The sequence below is a fragment of the Kitasatospora sp. NPDC058170 genome (assembly GCF_042883905.1).
Classification (GTDB): Bacteria; Actinomycetota; Actinomycetes; order Streptomycetales; family Streptomycetaceae; genus Kitasatospora.
Window position 1 is genome coordinate 1 of the sequence record NZ_JBHVUV010000032.1, and the last position, 16,450, is coordinate 16,450.

Below are 16,450 nucleotides of genomic sequence, written 5' to 3' on the forward strand. Positions count from 1 at the left end.
CCGCGACGACGATCTTCGCGGAGGTGGTCGCGCGGGTGGGGGCGGCCGCGTTAGAGCTTGCGAAGTCCACTGAGGACCCTTTCGAGCAGCGTGACATCGGGCGTTCCGCCCGACTCGCCCGCAGCGGCGGGCTGGTGGATGGCGACAAGGCCGGCCTCGGCCAGGTCGGCCACGAGGATGCGGGCCACTCCGAGCGGCACGCCGGCCAGTGCGGAGATCTCCGCGATGGACTTGACCTCACGGCAGAGGCTGACGATCCGGGAGTGCTCCGGCAGCAGGCCGCCGGTCCGGTCGGCGGAGGCCGTGGTCGAGATCAGCGCCTCGATGGCGAGCTGGTACCGGGGCCGGGTGCGGCCTCCGGTCATCGCGTACGGGCGGACCAGCGGCTGCTGCTCGTAGCCGTCGGACTGCTGCCCGCCGTAGCCGCTGCCGTACCCGCTGCCGTACGAGCCGGCGGGTGTCGAAGGCGGGGTCATGGGTCCTCCTTGTGCTGCAGCCTTGGGCAGCCGGTTCCAGCTGGGGCAATACCAGCTGAGGCGAAATCAGCTGCCTGAGGGTAGCTGAGGGTGAAGCGCCGGGCCTGGTCGGGTCAGACCCGGCGGGGAGGTGGGACGGTGTGGTGTCCGCTCAGTGCAGCAGACTGCCCTGGAGCTCTGCGCGGAGTGCGGGGGTGAGAACGGCGCCGGCCCGGTCGACGAGCAGTGCCATCTCGTAGCCGACGAGGCCGATGTCGGAGTCCGGAGAGGCCAGCACGGCGAGCGAGGAACCGTCGCTGACGGCCATCAGGAACAGGAAGCCGCGCTCCATCTCGACCACGGTCTGGTTGACCTCGCCGCCCTCGAAGATCCGGCTGGCGCCGGACGTGAGGGAGGTGAGGCCGGAGGCGACGGCGGCGAGCTGGTCGGCGCGGTCCCTGGGGAAACCCTCCGACATGCACAGCAGGAGGCCGTCGGCTGAAACCACCACCGTGTGCGACACCCCGGGGGTGTTGTCCACGAAATTGGTGATCAGCCAGTTCAGGTTCTGTGCGGCCTGGCTCATCTGATTCAACTCAACGCTCCTGATGATCTGCGCCGTTGCCGTCGGTCCGGCCTCCGAAACTATCGAACCCGGGCTGCTGGGCACCATGCTGATTGCCCTGCTGGTTGCCCTGGCCCGCGGACTGCTCCGCCCCGGCCCGGCGGCCCTGCTGGATGCCGCGGCGCAGGTTGGTGAGACGGCCGCGGACCTCCTCGGGGGCGCGGGAGACCTGAGGACCGGTCAGCGGGGACGCCTCGGCGGTACCGGAGACCAGGTTGGCCTGCGGGGTCCGCCGGGGGAGGCCGGACATGGTGACACCGCTGGTGGAGGGCTCGCGGACCTGCTCGGCCCGGCGCCAGCGCTCGTCGTTCGCCGACGGGCGCCACGGTGCGTCACCCGGACCGCCCTGCGGACCCTGCGGGCCCTGGGGGCCCTGCTGGCCCTGCGGAGCCTGCTGGGCCTGGGCCGGAGCCGGCTGCTGGGGCTGCGGCTGGGCCGGCTGCTGGGCGTCCGGCGCGGTGGTCCCGGGGCGGCGCGGCTGGTACGGCCGCGGGCGGGCCTGCGGGTCCTGGCCCTGCTGGGGCCAGGCCTGCTCGGCCGGCTGGAAGAGCGGCGCGCCGCCGTGGGCTCCGCCGTCGGACGGGCCGGTCGGCAGGGCCATCGGCTCCTGGCGGTACTGCTCCTGGCGGGCCGGCTCGGGCCGGACCTGCTCCTGGCGGACGGGCTCCGGACGGGCCGGGTTCGGCACGCTCGGCAGCACCGGCTCGACCAGGCCGAGGCCCAGCGGGTCGCGCGGGTCGATCTCGCTGGCCTCGAAGCGCGGCCGGGCGAACTGCTGGGTGCTCTCCGTCGACGCCGACTCGGCCGGCGGCAGCGGCTGGGCCTGCTGCGGGAGCTGTTGCGGGAGCTGCTGCTGGCGGGTGCGCTGCGGCGCGTCCGGGCCGGGCCGCTGCGGGCGGCGCGGGCCCTGCGGACCCTGGCCACCGGGGCCCTGCGGACCCTGACCGCCGGGGCCCTGCGGTCCCTGGGGGGCCTGGGGGCCGCCCTGCGGACCCTGGGCACCCTGCGGGCCCTGGCCGGCCGGTCGGCGCTGCGGCAGGCCGTCCTGCGGCCGGTTGCCCGGGCGGCTGCCCTGCGGGGCACCCGGACGGCCGGACTGGTCGGCCCAGCCGTGCTGCGGCTGCTCGCCGGTACGGGCGCCCGGGGCGCCGTTGCCGCCGTCACCGGGGCGCGCACGCTCCGGGCCGGGGCGCCGGGCGCCGTCGGGGCGGCCCTGGGCGGGCTGCGGACGACCGGGCTGCTGGCCGCGGCGCGGCAGGCCGGCGCCGGGGCCGCCCTGCGGCTGACCCGCACCGGGGCCGCCCTGCGGCTGGCCCTGGCGACCGGGGCCCTGCGGGGGCAGGCCGCCCTGCGGGTTCTGCGCCGGCGGGGTCTCGCCGCGCAGCGACTGACCGACCTGACGGGTCGGCAGACCGCCGCCGGTCCGTCCACCGGGGCCGTTCGGGCTGCCGCCGAAGCCGCCCGGGCCGGTCGGGGCGCCGGGCGCACCCGGGCCGCCCTGGCCGAGCTGCGGACGGCCCTGCGGGGCACCGCCCGCCGGACCCTGGCCGAGCGCGGCAGGGCCGCCGTTCGGGCCGCCGGGCACCTGGCGCTGCTGGCGCGGCGTCGGGGCGACCCCGCGCTGCTGCTTGGCCTGCGCCGAACCGGGCCGGGCCGGGGCACGGCGGTCGGCGGAGTTGGTGACGTCCACCGGGAGCATGACGAGCGCGGTGGTGCCGCCGGAGTCGCTGGGACGCAGCTGGATCCGGATGCCGTGGCGCAGCGACAGGCGACCGACCACGAAGAGGCCCATGCGGCGGGAGACCGAGACGTCCACCGTCGGCGGGTTGGCCAGCCGCTCGTTGATGTCGGCGAGGTCGTCGGGGCTCAGGCCGATACCGGTGTCGTGGATCTCGACCAGCACCCGGCCGTCCGGCAGGGCGTGGCCGGTGACCCGGACGCGGGTCTGCGGGCTGGAGAACGAGGTGGCGTTCTCCAGCAGCTCGGCGAGCAGGTGGACGAGGTCGTTGACGACGCGGCCGGCGACCTCGGCCGAGGGCACCGCGGCGAGTTCGATGCGCTCGTACTGCTCCACCTCGGAGGCGGCGGCGCGGAGCACGTCGACCAGCGGCACGGGGCGGGTCCAGCGGCGGCCCGGGTCCTCACCGGCGAGGACGAGGAGGTTTTCGCCGTTGCGGCGCATACGGGTCGCGAGGTGGTCCAGCTTGAAGAGGTTGGCCAGCTGGTCCGGGTCGGCCTCGCGGCTCTCCAGCTCCGAGATGAGCGACAGCTGGCGCTGGATGAGGCCCTGGCTGCGGCGCGAGAGGTTGGTGAACATCGCGTTGATGTTGCCGCGGAGGAGGGCCTGCTCGGCGGCGAGGCGGACGGCCTCGCTGTGCACCATGTCGAAGGCGTGGGCCACGTGGCCGATCTCGTCGGACGAGTCGACGCCGACGGGTTCGACGGTGACGTCGACGTCGTGCGGGTCGCTCTCGGAGAGCGTCTTGACCAGCTCGGGCAGCCGCCGCTCGGCGACGTCCTCGGCCGCGGTCTGCAGCCGGGTCAGCGAGCGCACCATCGAGCGGGCGATCAGACCGGCGCCACCGAGGGCGACGAGCAGCACCAGGGCGACCGCGGCACCGATGATCAGGGCTTCGGTGTCGGCGGCGGACTGCAGTTCCTGGGCCTTGCCGTCCAGGTCCTCGATCAGCTTGGCCTCGATGCGCCGCTCGGCGGTGATCTTGGCGGAGGACTGCTCGTACCAGTCCTTGTAGGAGCGCGGCTCGGTCTGGCGGATACCGCTCTGCTGGAGGATCGAGCGCGAGTAGCGGTCGGCGTCGGCGACCACCGAGTTGTAGCTGAGCTGGCCGCGCAGGTTGTCCAGGTCGTGCGAGGTGTAGATGTTGTTGAAGCTGGTGAGCGCGTTGTCGTAGGAGGCGCGCAGGCGGATACCGAAGGACTCGTCGCTCAGGCTGAGGTCGGGGGCCTTCGGGTTGGCGAGCGCGGCGCTGATCAGGGCGCGCTGCTGCGAGGTGGCGTTCTTGGCCAGCGAGAACTGCTGGAGCGCGCGGGTGGCGCGGACCAGGTCGCGGTTGTTGGAGGCGAGCGCGATGTCCTGGGTGATCGACAGCAGGTCGCGGATGATCACGTCGTACGCGGTGATCGTGGCCTGGATGTTCTGGTTGTTCTGGTACGGGGTGTTGCGGGCGTCGGCGATCGAGTTCAGGTCCTTGCGGACCTGGAAGAGCAGGGCCTTCCCGCCGGACAGCTCGAGGTTCTCGAACTTGTCCGAGGACGCGGTGAAGGTGCGGCTGAGATCGTCGGTGATCTTGCGGGCGTTGGTGATCTCGTCGTCGAGGGTGGCGTTCGGGTCCTTGGTGATCGGACCGGCGCTGATGTCCCGCTCGGTCTGCAGCGCGTCGGCGAGGCTGGTCGCCTTCTTGGCCAGATCGGAGAGGTTGGCCATCTGGGCGAGCTGCTGCGAGGTCTCGAGCGAGGTCTGGATGCGCAGACCACCGAGGACGAGGGCGACGAGCACGGGCAGCGCGAGCAGCGCGATCAGGCGGGTACGGATCCGCCAGTTGCGCATCGCGAGCCGACTCATGCCCTTGGCGCGGCGCCTGGTCAGGGTCTTGCGGAGTTTGTCCCGGGCGGACTTCCGGTCCTCGGGCCCGTCGACCTCCGGGCGGCCGGGCCCGTCGGGCACCGGTTCGGCCGGACCGCCGGGCGTCGCCGCCTGCTGGGGGGCTGCCATTGGCTCACGCGACTCCGGGTCACCCGCGGCGCCGCTACCCCTTTTGAAACGTCCCTGCACTGGCGTCGCAACCTCTGGACCGGGCGTCCCACCGCGTCGCCGCGGCCTGGACGGTGTCGAGTTTCCTCCGCACCCCGGCCGGTCCGGGAGAGCGGGTCACCGGGGTGGACTACTCCCTACCCACGGTCCGTGGCATTCCAGCACAGCCGGGGAATCCCAACAAGGGCCGCCAAGGCACACCGCGCGGCGCTACCGACTGCTTGCACAGTCTCACTGACTGTGCGGTAACCGGACCGGAATACCGCATTTTTCGGACACTCGCCGGATACATGCCAAGCCGACCCGAGATCAACTGGAAGTGCAGTGGTTCCGGTTTGTCCGTTATTGCCGCTATGTCGGTAAAACCTGATGAAGCGATATGTCGGATATAAGAGAATTGCTCTTCAATTAGTGAGCAAAATCACAGGCCAATGTGTAGCTTTGGTCACGGTGGCTGTGGAAAGAGATCCGTAACCTGGCTGTCCGGAGCACGGCCTCGATTCAGCCTGCCCGCAAACTCCCCGAATCACTCAGGCCTCGGCCGATCCGTCTGGATCCGCCCGGCCGCAACCCCCGAGGTGCTGACGCGATGTCCCAGGCGAACACGGCCACCACGTCCACGCTGTCCAGCCGTTCCACGGCGAACCCGCGCCGGACGACGCTGGCCTCGGTCGAGGACTTCAGCAAGATCCCCGGCGCCCGCGGCTCCGCGGACGTCGCGACGTACGCGACCGAGCTGCCCGCGAACACGGCCAACCCGCGCCGCACCAAGCTGATGGTCGCCCCGGTCGTCGCCGTCCCGCAGGACTGACACCGCCGGACCCCGGGCGAAGGGCGCCGCGGCCGCACGGACAGTGCGGCCGCGGCGCCCTTCGTGGTTTGTCGCCCGCGGGGCGGGCACTCGGGGCGCAACCCCGCTGAACAGGGGCAAAGCGGGCAGGCGGGGGCTCACGCGATAGCCTGGTCGACGATTGAGCGGGCCCGCGGCCAGGACGGCGCGGCGCCCACCAGCGCCCGGGCGCGCCCCGGGCGGCCGACGAAGCGAGGGGTAGCCCAGCCGTGCGCATTGCCAGGTTTTCCGTCCGGGAGGGGAGCCCTGCCGCCGGCAGCGTCTCCTTCGGTGTGGTCGAGGGCGACCCCGCCCAGCCCGAGTCACTGGTCGTCCACGCGCTGGCCGGCCACCCCTTCGGGCAGCCCCAGCCGACCGGCGAGAGCTACCGCTTCCAGGACGTCCGGCTGCTCAGCCCGATGCTCCCCAACAAGATCGTCGCGGTCGGCCGCAACTACGCGGCACACGCCGCCGAACTCGGCAACGAGGTCCCGGCCGTCCCGCTGACCTTCTTCAAGCCGTCCACGGCGGTGATCGGCCCGACCGAGTCCATCGCGTACCCGCCGTTCTCCTCGGACGTCCAGCACGAGGCCGAACTGGCCGTGGTGATCGGCCGGATGTGCCGCGAGGTCCCGCTGGACCGGGTGCCCGAGGTGATCCTCGGCTACACCTGCGCCAACGACGTGACCGCCCGCGACGTCCAGCAGCGCGAGGGCCAGTGGGCCCGCGCCAAGGGCTTCGACACCTCCTGCCCGCTCGGCCCGTGGATCGAGACCGACCTCGACCCGGCCGACCTCGCCGTCACCTGCACGGTCAACGGCGAGCTGCGCCAGGCCGGCCGCACCTCCCAGATGGTCCGCTCGGTCGCCGAGCTGATCGTCCACATCTCCGAGGCCATGACGCTGCTGCCCGGCGACGTCATCCTCACCGGCACACCCGCAGGGGTGGGCCCGCTCAACGTCGGCGACCAGGTCGCCGTCTCCATCGAAGGCATCGGCACTCTCGCCAACAAGGTGATCAAGCGTGGCTAACACCGACCCCACTGTCCGGGTCCGCTTCTGTCCGTCCCCGACCGGCAACCCGCACGTGGGCCTGGTCCGGACGGCCCTCTTCAACTGGGCCTTCGCCCGCCACAACGGCGGCACGATGGTCTTCCGGATCGAGGACACCGACTCGGCCCGCGACTCCGAGGAGTCGTACGAGCAGCTGCTCGACGCCATGAAGTGGCTGGGCTTCGACTGGGACGAGGGCCCGGAGGTCGGCGGCCCGCACGCGCCGTACCGGCAGTCGCAGCGGATGGACATCTACGCCGACGTCGCCTGCCGCCTGCACGAGGCCGGCCACGCGTACCACTGCTACTGCAGCACCGAGGAGCTCGACGCCCGCCGCGAGGCCGCCCGCGCGGCCGGCCGGCCGTCCGGCTACGACGGCCACTGCCGCGAGCTGACGGACGAGCAGGTCGCCGTCTACAAGCTGGAGAAGCGCGAGCCGATCCTGCGCTTCCGGATGCCCGACCGCACGCTCTCCTTCGACGACCTGGTGCGCGGCACGCTCACCTTCGAGCCGGAGAACGTGCCGGACTACGGCATCGTCCGGGCCAACGGCGCGCCGCTCTACACCCTGGTCAACCCGGTGGACGACGCCCTGATGGGCATCACCCACGTGCTGCGCGGCGAGGACCTGCTCTCCTCCACCCCCCGGCAGATCGCGCTGTACGCGGCGCTCGCGGACATCGGCGTCGGCAACGGCACCACCCCGCGCTTCGGCCACCTGCCGTACGTGATGGGCGAGGGCAACAAGAAGCTCTCCAAGCGCGACCCGCAGGCCTCGCTCAACCTGTACCGCGAGCGCGGCTTCATCCCCGAGGGCCTGCTCAACTACCTGTCGCTGCTGGGCTGGTCGCTCTCCGCGGACGACGACATCTTCTCGGTGGAGCAGCTGGTCGAGGCGTTCGACATCGCGGACGTCAACGCCAACCCGGCCCGCTTCGACCTCAAGAAGTGCGAGCACATCAACGCCGAGCACGTGCGCCGGCTGGCCCCGGAGGACTTCGTCCGCCGCCTGGTGCCGTACCTGCAGGCCCCCGGGCTGCTGCCGGCCGAGCCGACCGCCGAGCAGCTGGAGCTGCTGGCCAAGGTGGCCCCGCTCACCCAGGAGCGGATGGTCGTGCTGAGCGAGATCGTCGGCATGGCCGGCTTCCTGTTCGTCGACCCGGCCGACTTCGCCCTCGACCCCGACGACGCGGCGAAGGTCCTCACGGCCGACGCCCGTCCGGTGCTGGAGGCCAGCATCACGGCGCTGGAGCAGCTGGCGGACTTCTCGCCGGAGCCGATCCAGGCCGCGCTGCGCGAGGCACTGGTGGACGGACTGGGCATCAAGCCCAAGTTCGCCTTCACGCCGCTGCGGGTGGCCGTCACGGGCCGACGGGTCTCCCCGCCGCTGTTCGAGTCGATGGAGCTGCTCGGGCGCCCCGAGACGCTGCGCCGGCTCACCGCCGCCCTGGCGGCCGTCCCGGCCTCCTGAGGCGGGCTCTGAGCAGGTCGCGGGCCCGGCAGCGTGCCGGGCCCGCGGCGTCCCCGGCCCTGCCTGCGGTTATCGATTTTGGAGCGGCGCCCGGCATCGGGTAATGTTCTTTCTGCGCCGCCCGGGAGGGAACGGCGAGGGACCAGAAACCTCGTCAGGACCGAACGGCCGGAGCAGCGCCGAGCAAGACCCCGTCGAGGGGTTGAACTCCGGTGGGGTATGGTGTAATTGGCAGCACGAGTGATTCTGGTTCATTTAGTCTAGGTTCGAGTCCTGGTACCCCAGCGCAGTACCCAGCACCACCGCAGTACCGATGTAGTATCAAGCAGTACAAGCCCCCGTTGTGTAGCGGCCTAGCACGCTGCCCTCTCACGGCAGTAGCGCCGGTTCGAATCCGGTCGGGGGTACCAGAGCAGGAAAGCCGATGGCATGTCCTTGTGAAAGGCGTGCCCATCGGCTCGATGCTTTGTTGGGGTATGGTGTAATTGGCAGCACGAGTGATTCTGGTTCATTTAGTCTAGGTTCGAGTCCTGGTACCCCAGCCAGATAAAGAAGGAAGCCCCGGTCACCGGGGCTTTTTTGCATTTCCCGGACTTTCTCCCGAAAGGGCCCGCTCACGAGGTGAGCGGGCCCTTTCCGGTTCGGGGGAGGTGGGTCAGCCGCGGCGCAGGGCCTCGGTGAGCCGGTTGGCGGCCTCGATGATGGCCTGGGCGTGCAGCCGGCCCGGGTGGCGGGTCAGGCGCTCGATCGGGCCGGACACCGAGACGGCGGCCACCACACGGTTGGAGGGGCCGCGCACCGGCGCGGAGACGGACGCCACCCCCGGCTCGCGCTCGCCGATCGACTGCGCCCAGCCGCGGCGCCGGACACCGCTCAGCGCGGTCGCGGTGAAGCGGGCGCCCTGCAGGCCGCGGTGGAGGCGCTCGGGCTCCTCCCACGCGAGCAGGACCTGGGCGGCGGAGCCGGCCTTCATCGGCAGGGTGCTGCCGACCGGGACGGTGTCCCGCAGACCGGAGAGCCGCTCGGCGGCGGCGACGCAGATCCGCATCTCGCCCTGCCGGCGGTAGAGCTGTGCGCTCTCGCCGGTGACGTCGCGCAGGTGGGTCAGGACCGGGCCCGCGGTGGCGAGCAGCCGGTCCTCGCCCGCCGCGGCGGAGAGTTCGGAGAGACGGGGGCCGAGGATGAACCGGCCCTGCATGTCCCTGGTGACCAGTCGGTGGTGTTCGAGTGCGACGGCGAGCCGGTGGGCCGTGGGCCGCGCCAGACCGGTGGCGGCGACCAGCCCCGCCAACGTGGCGGGGCCCGACTCCAGTGCGCTCAGCACCAGAGCGGCCTTGTCGAGAACGCCGACGCCGCTAGAGTTGTCCATGCCCTAAGACTGCAGTCTCAGTCCGCGAGACGCAAGTTCAATCTTCCGGGAAAAGCGCCACTCTGGATGCAGCAGCCCGGGAGACATCCAGGATGCGGCCTCGACAAGGTGTCCGCATCGTGGACACCGATCCGGCGTGCAGGTCGCGCGACGCGTGCCTCACAGGGCGGCGAAAGCACTGACCTCGACGACACGAGAAGGCCGGCAACGCGGCCGGCTGGAGGGAATCCGATGGGACGGACACTCGCAGAGAAGGTCTGGGACGACCACGTCGTGCGGCGCGCGGAGGGCGAGCCCGACCTGCTCTTCATCGACCTGCACCTGCTCCACGAGGTGACCAGCCCGCAGGCCTTCGACGGCCTGCGCCTGGCCGGCCGCCCGGTCCGCCGTACCGATCTCACGATCGCCACCGAGGACCACAACACCCCGACCCTGGACATCGACAAGCCGATCGCGGACCCGGTCTCCAAGGTGCAGCTGGAGACGCTGCGCCGGAACGCCGCCGAGTTCGGCGTCCGGATCCACTCCCTCGGCGACGTCGAGCAGGGCGTCGTGCACGTGGTCGGCCCGCAGCTGGGCCTGACCCAGCCCGGCACCACCGTGGTCTGTGGGGACTCTCACACCTCCACCCACGGCGCGTTCGGCGCCCTGGCGTTCGGCATCGGCACCAGCCAGGTCGAGCACGTGCTGGCCACCCAGACCCTGCCGCTGGCCCCCTTCCGGACCATGGCGATCACGGTCGAGGGCGAGCTGCCCGAGGGCGTCACCGCCAAGGACCTGATCCTGGCCATCATCACGAAGATCGGCACCGGCGGTGGCCAGGGCTACGTCCTGGAGTACCGCGGCTCGGCCATCCGCAGCCTCTCCATGGAGGCCCGGATGACCATCTGCAACATGTCCATCGAGGCGGGCGCCCGGGCCGGCATGATCGCCCCCGACCAGACCACCTTCGACTACCTGGAGGGCCGCCCGCACGCCCCCGCGGGCGAGGACTGGGACGCCGCGGTCGCCTACTGGAAGACCCTGGCCACCGACGAGGACGCGGTCTTCGACCACGAGATCTTCATCGACGCGAACGAGCTGACCCCGTTCGTCACCTGGGGCACCAACCCGGGCCAGGGCGCCCCGCTCGGCGCGAACGTGCCGGACCCGGCGTCCTTCGCCGACCCGCAGGAGCGGACCGCCGCCGAGAACGCCCTGGCGTACATGGGCCTGGAGGCCGGCACCCCGCTGCGCGAGGTCGAGGTCGACGCCGTCTTCGTCGGCTCCTGCACCAACGGCCGGATCGAGGACCTGCGCGCCGCCGCCGCCATCCTGGAGGGCCGCCGGATCGCCGACCGGGTGCGGATGCTGGTCGTCCCCGGCTCCGTCCGGGTCGCCCTGCAGGCCGTCGAGGAGGGCCTGGACAAGGTGTTCACCGCCGCCGGCGCCGAATGGCGCCACGCGGGCTGCTCGATGTGCCTGGGCATGAACCCCGACCAGCTGGCTCCCGGCGAGCGCTGCGCCTCCACCTCGAACCGCAACTTCGAGGGCCGGCAGGGCAAGGGCGGCCGCACCCACCTGGTGTCCCCGCAGGTCGCCGCCGCGACCGCGGTGCTCGGCCGACTGGCCGCGCCCGTCGATCTCCCGTCCAACGTCGCTGTGGAGGCCTGAGCAGCATGGAGAAGTTCACCACCCACACCGGCCGGGCCGTTCCGCTGCGCCGCAGCAACGTCGACACCGACCAGATCATCCCGGCCCACTGGCTGAAGAAGGTCACCCGTTCCGGTTTCGAGGGCGGGCTGTTCGAGGCCTGGCGCAAGGACGAGTCGTTCATCCTCAACCGCCCCGAGCGGGAGGGTGCCACGGTCCTGGTGGCCGGCCCCGAGTTCGGCACCGGCTCCTCCCGGGAGCACGCCGTCTGGGCGCTCCAGAACTACGGCTTCCACGCCGTGATCTCCTCCCGTTTCGCCGACATCTTCCGCGGCAACTCGCTGAAGAACGGCCTGCTCACGGTCGTGCTGCCGCAGGAGACGGTGGAGCGCCTGTGGGAGCTCACGGAGGCCGACCCGACCGCCGAGATCACCGTCGACCTGGAGGCCCGCGAGGTGCGCGCCGAGGGCGTCACGGCCGCCTTCGAGCTGGACGACAACGTCCGTTGGCGGCTGCTGAACGGCCTGGACGACATCAGCATCACCCTTCAGAACGAGTCCGACATCGCGGCTTTCGAGGCGACCCGGCCGTCCTTCAAGCCGCGTACGCTCCCGGTGGCCTGAGAGTCCGCCGCCGGTTCGCGACGGATCGGCCGGTTCGCCGAGAGTCCGTTGAGAACAAGCATTCTGACGTTCCGCCGGATGGCCCGCCTCCCCCCTCGGGGGGGCGGGCCATCCGCCGTTGCGGAGCAGGAGTTCGGGACCACGACCGGACCCCGATTGCCGATTTGGCATTGCCGCAGAGGGGCCCGGGCAAGCACAACTGCGGGTAGATGGCACAATCAGTACATGCACCGGCACCATGAACCTCCGTACGCGGGCGGCGAACCCGCGTCACCGGAGTCCACGGGCCGGGGAGCCGAACGCCGAATTGACGACCGGCCGGACGCCGCCACCTCACCTGCTGAGGGGCTGGACGACCCGGAAGTCGCAGCGCTCTACGCGCTTGTGGCCGAGCGGTTGAAGCAAGCTCACGCCCGCGTGCATGCGCTGAACGTGTCTGCCGATGCAAAGACCGCTCTCACCCGTCAACTGCTGATCGTCACCGAGACCGCCAAGCGCGATCTTCCGGGGGCGGCACGGCGGTTGAGTCGCTTTGTGCAGGACCTCGACGAGGGGCGCCCGCCCGTCGACTGAGGTCGCCGACGCGCAAATCCATTGCGACACTAGGGTGATTCGCGCGTTTGGTAATTGAAAGTCCGCAGATACATACCTAACGTGCGAAATGAACGGATGGAATCATCCGGCGCCCGTTTCCGAAGGGGAAGACGTGAACAAGGCTCAGCTTGTCGAAGCGGTGGCCGAGCAGCTGGGCGGTCGCAAGGCTGCCGCAGAGGCCGTCGACGCAGTGCTCGACACCATGGTGCGTGCCGTTGTGGCGGGTGACCGGGTGTCGGTCACCGGTTTCGGCACCTTCGAGAAGGTGGAGCGCTCTGCGCGCTTCGCCCGCAACCCGCAGACCGGCGAGAAGGTCAAGGTCAAGAAGACCTCGGTGCCCCGCTTCCGTCCCGGCCAGGGCTTCAAGGACCTGGTCAGCGGCAGCAAGAAGCTGCCGAAGGAAGGCCCGTCGGTCAAGAAGGCCCCCAAGGGCTCCCTCACCCCGGGCAAGAGCGGTGTCGCCGCGACCCCGGCCGCCAAGCGCGCCGCCACCAAGCGTGCCGCCACGGCCGCCGCCGCCGCTCCGGCCGCCGCCGCGACCAAGAAGGCCGCCGCCAAGAAGGCGACCACCACGGCCGCCGCCAAGAAGACCACGGCGACCGCCGCCAAGAAGGCGACCGCGACCAAGAAGACCACGGCCGCCGCCGCCAAGAAGGCCACCACGGCCGCCGCGACCAAGGCCGCCGCGTCCAAGAAGACGGCCGCCGCCAAGAAGGCGACCACCACGGCCGCCGCCAAGAAGACCACGGCGACCGCCGCCAAGAAGGCCACCACGGCCAAGAAGACGGCTCCGGCGAAGAAGACCACCACCCGCAAGACCACTGCGCGCAAGACCACCGCGAAGTAGTAACGGGCGGTCTTCAGAGCCGTGGCGGCACCCTCTCCCGGAATTCCGGGTGACCGGGCCGCCACGGCTCTTCTGCTTTCCGGGCGCTCGGTCGGTGACCGCCCGGCCCACGCTGTCCGTGCCGTCCGGGGAGAGCGGTGCCGGGGAAGGGCGTCAGGCCGGGTCGGCCGGGTCGGGGAAGGTCTGCAGCGTCACGAAGACCACCCGGCGGGCCTCGCCGGTGCCCTCGGTGCGGATCCGCACCCGCTGGCCGGGGCGCAGCAGTCGCAGGCCGCCGGCGTCGAAGGCGTCCGCGTCGAACGGCACCGGGGTCCCGTCGTCGAGCAGCACGGAGCCGGCCCGGGTGGCGGGGTCGAAGGTGAACGAGGTGGCCTGCATGAAAGCAGCATAGCGAGCGGGTCCGACAGTCCCGGCGCCATCTCACCGCGCGGGTCGGCGGCCCTCCGCAGGCCGGCCGAGCCGGTCCGAGGCGGCGGCCGTGTGCGGGCCGACGCCGAGGGCGAGGGCCTCCGCGAGGTCCGTCCCCGTGTCGACGTCCCGGCGCACCGATTCCACGCCCTCCAGGCGCAGTTCGCGGGCGCCGCCGGCCGCGTGCCGGGCCCGGGAGCCGTCGCCGAACGCGGGGGAGAGCGGGCTGCCGGGGGTACAGGCCAGCAGGGTGGTGCCCAGACCGGGGGAGTCGGCCAGGAAGGCCCGGCCGTTCGGCGGGACGGCGGCCAGGACCCGGGCCAGTTCGGCCGGCCGCAGCGCGGGCAGGTCGGCGGAGAGCGCGGCAAGCGGCGCGCGGGGGGCGAGGCCCAGCGCGGCCGCCGCGCCGTGCGCCAGCGCGTGGTTGAGGCCTCCGCCGGGTTCGTCGGCGACCACGACCGCGCCGAGCGCGGCCAACCGGGCGCCGGCCGCGGCGTCCCGGGTGACCACCAGGACCCGGGACACGCCCGGGGTGGCCAGCGCGGCCGTGACGGTGTCGAGGGCGAAGGAGAGCGCGAGGTCCGCCCGGTGCGGCCCGGCGAACGGGGCGAGCCGGGACTTCGCCACGGCGAGCGGCTTGAGCGGCAGCACCAGCGACCAGCCGGCGGTGGGTGCGGGGGGCGCGACGGGCCCGCTGGGGCGTACGGTGTCCTGGGTCATCGGCGTCATTGTGACGCCGGTCCCGGAACCCTCGCCAGGCCGTCCGAACTGTGCGGACGTGCGTTTGATCACGCCTGCCGGCCGGCTGGCGGGGCTGCTCGACAGCCGGTGAGCGATCGGGCGAGACTGTTCCGCCCGGGCCCGGGCACCGTCCCCCGGTGCGCGGCGCCGGGAGGCTAGGACTGCGGCACCCCACGTGCCGCACCGGATGAGGAGGACCTGGGGTGGCCCGCCGCTCGTACGCCAGCTTCGGCAACGCCGACTACGGAATCTGGTACCGCTTCGCGGCCGTGCTGGTGAAGCCGGTGACGACCGCGCTGGTGAAGCCCGACTGGCGGGGCTGGGAGCACCTTCCCCGGGAGGGCGGCTTCATCACCGCGGTCAACCACAACTCGATCATCGACCCGCTGGTCTACGCGCACTGGCAGTACAACAGCGGGCGGCCGCCGCGGATCCTCGGCAAGTCCTCGCTGTTCTCGGTGCCGTTCATCGGGTTCATGCTCCGCAAGACCGGTCAGATCCCGGTGTTCCGGGAGTCGACCGACGCGGCGCAGGCGTTCCGGTCGGCGATCGACGCCGTCAACGGCGGCCAGTGCGTGCAGTTCTACCCGGAGGGAACGCTCACCCGGGACCCGGACCTGTGGCCGATGACCGGCAAGAGCGGAGTGGCCCGGGTGGCGCTGATGACGGGCGCCCCGGTCATCCCGGTGGCGCACTGGGGTGCGCACGAGATCATCCCGCCCTACGGCAGGGGCGGATCCGGCAAGGGCCGGTTCAACCTGTTCCCGCGCCACCGGGTGACCGTGACGGCGGGGCCGGCGGTGGACCTGAGCAAGTACCAGGGCCAGGAGCTGACCGCGCAGGTGCTCAGGGACGCCACCGAGGACATCATGGCGGCGATCACCGCCGTCCTGGCCGAGGTCCGCGGCGAGGAGCCGCCGGCCGAGCGCTACGACATGCGGACGGAGGCCCGCCACCGGGCCACGGCAGCCGCGGCCGAGCGGCACCGGGCCGCGGGCACGCGCGACAGCGGTACCGAGGAGGTCGGCAAGTGACCCGATGCGCCGTGTTCGGGACGGGTTCCTGGGGGACCGCGTTCGCGATGGTGCTGGCCGACGCCGGTTGCGAGGTCACCCTCTGGGGGCGCCGGTGGGAGCTGGTGGACGCGATCCACACCACCCACGTCAATCCGGACTACCTGCCGGACGTCCCGCTGCCGGCGTCGATCCGGGCCACCCTGGACCCGTCGCTGGCGCTGGTCGGGGCCGACTTCGCCGTGCTCGCGGTGCCCTCGCAGACGCTGCGCGAGAACCTGGCGGCCTGGGCGTCGCTGATCGAGCCGCAGACCGTGCTGGTCAGCCTGATGAAGGGCATCGAGCTCGGCACCGCGAAGCGGATGAGCGAGGTCATCGCGGAGGTCGCCAAGGTCGCCCCGGAACGGGTGGCGGTGGTCAGCGGACCCAACCTGGCCCGTGAGATCGCCAACCGGCAGCCCGCCGCCAGCGTGGTCGCCTGCACCGACGAGGCGGTCGCCAAGCGGCTCCAGGCGGCCTGCCACACCCCGTACTTCCGCCCGTACACCAACACCGACGTGATCGGCTGCGAGCTCGGCGGCGCGGTGAAGAACGTCATCGGCCTGGCGGTCGGCATGGCCGACGGCATGGGACTCGGGGACAACACCAAGGCGACGCTGATCACCCGCGGGCTGGCCGAGACCACCCGGCTGGGGCTGGCGCTCGGCGCCGACCCCTACACCTTCGCGGGGCTCGCCGGGATGGGCGACCTGGTGGCGACCTGCTCCTCCCCGCTGTCGCGCAACCACACCTTCGGCACCAACCTGGGCCGGGGGATGTCGCTGGCGGAGACCATCGCGGCCACCCGGCAGACCGCGGAGGGCGTCAAGTCCTGCGAGTCGGTGCTCGACCTGGCCCGGCGCAGCGGCGTCGACATGCCGATCGTCGAGGCGGTGGTGGACGTGGTGCACAACGGCCGGCCCACCCAGGAGGCGCTGCGGGCGCTGATGTCGCGCTCGGCCAAGTCCGAACGGCACTGA

The 16,450-nt window shown here is 72.0% G+C and carries 15 protein-coding genes and 3 tRNA genes; 12 read left to right on the forward strand and 6 right to left on the reverse strand.

The genetic code is table 11. From position 1 onward, the window contains the following. Window positions 1-50 precede the first annotated feature (50 nt). The 3 genes from ACFVVX_RS30210 to ACFVVX_RS30220 all read right to left on the reverse strand — a co-directional run bounded on the left by ACFVVX_RS30210 (window position 51) and on the right by ACFVVX_RS30220 (window position 4,813). On the reverse strand, window positions 51-476 hold the full coding sequence (locus tag ACFVVX_RS30210; protein ID WP_387950206.1) for a DUF742 domain-containing protein: 426 nt from the start codon (window positions 474-476) through the stop codon (window positions 51-53). 151 nt (window positions 477-627) lie between these two features. Then, a complete protein-coding gene (locus ACFVVX_RS30215) occupies window positions 628-1,041 on the reverse strand; it encodes a roadblock/LC7 domain-containing protein (protein WP_360642581.1) in 414 nt (137 codons plus the stop codon). 10 nt (window positions 1,042-1,051) lie between these two features. After that, complete coding sequence (locus ACFVVX_RS30220) at window positions 1,052-4,813, reverse strand: nitrate- and nitrite sensing domain-containing protein (protein WP_387950208.1); 3,762 nt, start codon at window positions 4,811-4,813, stop codon at window positions 1,052-1,054. A gap of 628 nt (window positions 4,814-5,441) precedes the next feature. Between ACFVVX_RS30220 and ACFVVX_RS30225 the strand changes: the two genes are divergently transcribed. The 6 genes from ACFVVX_RS30225 to ACFVVX_RS30250 all read left to right on the forward strand — a co-directional run bounded on the left by ACFVVX_RS30225 (window position 5,442) and on the right by ACFVVX_RS30250 (window position 8,749). Further along, window positions 5,442-5,663 carry a hypothetical protein gene (locus tag ACFVVX_RS30225; RefSeq protein ID WP_387950211.1) on the forward strand — a complete coding sequence of 74 codons (222 nt, stop codon included), beginning with the start codon at window positions 5,442-5,444 and terminating at the stop codon, window positions 5,661-5,663. Window positions 5,664-5,911: 248 nt separating this feature from the next. Next, window positions 5,912-6,712, forward strand: a complete 801-nt coding sequence (locus ACFVVX_RS30230) for a fumarylacetoacetate hydrolase family protein (RefSeq protein WP_387950213.1) — start codon at window positions 5,912-5,914, stop codon at window positions 6,710-6,712. Beyond that, the gene (gene gltX / locus ACFVVX_RS30235) at window positions 6,705-8,204 is read left to right on the forward strand and encodes a glutamate--tRNA ligase (protein ID WP_387950215.1); all 1,500 of its coding nucleotides are present in this window, start codon (window positions 6,705-6,707) and stop codon (window positions 8,202-8,204) included. Before ACFVVX_RS30230 ends, gltX begins: the two co-directional genes overlap by 8 nt. Window positions 8,205-8,417: 213 nt before the next feature. Next, window positions 8,418-8,489: transfer RNA gene (locus ACFVVX_RS30240), tRNA-Gln, on the forward strand. Window positions 8,490-8,538: 49 nt separating this feature from the next. Beyond that, window positions 8,539-8,614, forward strand: a tRNA-Glu gene (locus ACFVVX_RS30245). Window positions 8,615-8,674: 60 nt separating this feature from the next. Next, window positions 8,675-8,749, forward strand: a tRNA-Gln gene (locus ACFVVX_RS30250). A 110-nt stretch (window positions 8,750-8,859) separates the two neighbouring features. Here the strand turns inward: ACFVVX_RS30250 and ndgR are convergent. Next, window positions 8,860-9,573, reverse strand: coding sequence for an IclR family transcriptional regulator NdgR (gene ndgR / locus ACFVVX_RS30255; RefSeq protein ID WP_148642806.1), 714 nt, complete (start codon window positions 9,571-9,573; stop codon window positions 8,860-8,862). A gap of 231 nt (window positions 9,574-9,804) precedes the next feature. Between ndgR and leuC the strand changes: the two genes are divergently transcribed. The 4 genes from leuC (at window position 9,805) to ACFVVX_RS30275 (ending at window position 13,269) form a co-directional block, all read left to right on the forward strand. Then, window positions 9,805-11,226, forward strand: a complete 1,422-nt coding sequence (leuC, locus tag ACFVVX_RS30260) for a 3-isopropylmalate dehydratase large subunit (protein ID WP_387950216.1) — start codon at window positions 9,805-9,807, stop codon at window positions 11,224-11,226. Window positions 11,227-11,231: 5 nt separating this feature from the next. Beyond that, a complete protein-coding gene (gene leuD, locus ACFVVX_RS30265) occupies window positions 11,232-11,828 on the forward strand; it encodes a 3-isopropylmalate dehydratase small subunit (protein ID WP_387950218.1) in 597 nt (198 codons plus the stop codon). A gap of 225 nt (window positions 11,829-12,053) precedes the next feature. Further along, the gene (locus ACFVVX_RS30270; RefSeq protein WP_387950220.1) at window positions 12,054-12,401 is read left to right on the forward strand and encodes a hypothetical protein; all 348 of its coding nucleotides are present in this window, start codon (window positions 12,054-12,056) and stop codon (window positions 12,399-12,401) included. A 133-nt stretch (window positions 12,402-12,534) separates the two neighbouring features. Then, window positions 12,535-13,269 (forward strand): HU family DNA-binding protein, encoded by a 735-nt coding sequence (locus tag ACFVVX_RS30275; protein WP_387950222.1) that lies wholly within the window; start codon window positions 12,535-12,537, stop codon window positions 13,267-13,269. A gap of 153 nt (window positions 13,270-13,422) precedes the next feature. On the opposite strand, the gene ACFVVX_RS30280 is transcribed toward ACFVVX_RS30275, so the two are convergent. Further along, window positions 13,423-13,647, reverse strand: a complete 225-nt coding sequence (locus tag ACFVVX_RS30280; RefSeq protein ID WP_387950223.1) for a hypothetical protein — start codon at window positions 13,645-13,647, stop codon at window positions 13,423-13,425. Window positions 13,648-13,689: 42 nt separating this feature from the next. Next, entirely contained in the window at window positions 13,690-14,397 is a 708-nt protein-coding gene (gene cofC / locus ACFVVX_RS30285; RefSeq protein ID WP_387950225.1) for a 2-phospho-L-lactate guanylyltransferase, read from the reverse strand. A 224-nt stretch (window positions 14,398-14,621) separates the two neighbouring features. Here cofC and ACFVVX_RS30290 point away from each other — a divergent pair, with 224 nt between their 5' ends. Together ACFVVX_RS30290 and ACFVVX_RS30295 are read left to right on the forward strand one after the other, a co-directional pair. Then, complete coding sequence (locus ACFVVX_RS30290) at window positions 14,622-15,452, forward strand: lysophospholipid acyltransferase family protein (protein ID WP_387950226.1); 831 nt, start codon at window positions 14,622-14,624, stop codon at window positions 15,450-15,452. Continuing rightward, a complete protein-coding gene (locus ACFVVX_RS30295; RefSeq protein WP_387950228.1) occupies window positions 15,449-16,450 on the forward strand; it encodes an NAD(P)H-dependent glycerol-3-phosphate dehydrogenase in 1,002 nt (333 codons plus the stop codon). Before ACFVVX_RS30290 ends, ACFVVX_RS30295 begins: the two co-directional genes overlap by 4 nt.

Coding starts and splice junctions, on each gene's coding strand:
- ACFVVX_RS30210 (WP_387950206.1), bottom strand. CDS start 476: ATGACCCCGCCTTCGACACCCGCCGGCTCGTACGGCAGCGGGTACGGC.
- ACFVVX_RS30215 (WP_360642581.1), bottom strand. CDS start 1,041: ATGAGCCAGGCCGCACAGAACCTGAACTGGCTGATCACCAATTTCGTG.
- ACFVVX_RS30220 (WP_387950208.1), bottom strand. CDS start 4,813: ATGGCAGCCCCCCAGCAGGCGGCGACGCCCGGCGGTCCGGCCGAACCG.
- ACFVVX_RS30225 (WP_387950211.1), top strand. CDS start 5,442: ATGTCCCAGGCGAACACGGCCACCACGTCCACGCTGTCCAGCCGTTCC.
- ndgR (WP_148642806.1), bottom strand. CDS start 9,573: ATGGACAACTCTAGCGGCGTCGGCGTTCTCGACAAGGCCGCTCTGGTG.
- leuC (WP_387950216.1), top strand. CDS start 9,805: ATGGGACGGACACTCGCAGAGAAGGTCTGGGACGACCACGTCGTGCGG.
- leuD (WP_387950218.1), top strand. CDS start 11,232: ATGGAGAAGTTCACCACCCACACCGGCCGGGCCGTTCCGCTGCGCCGC.
- ACFVVX_RS30270 (WP_387950220.1), top strand. CDS start 12,054: ATGCACCGGCACCATGAACCTCCGTACGCGGGCGGCGAACCCGCGTCA.
- ACFVVX_RS30280 (WP_387950223.1), bottom strand. CDS start 13,647: ATGCAGGCCACCTCGTTCACCTTCGACCCCGCCACCCGGGCCGGCTCC.
- cofC (WP_387950225.1), bottom strand. CDS start 14,397: ATGACCCAGGACACCGTACGCCCCAGCGGGCCCGTCGCGCCCCCCGCA.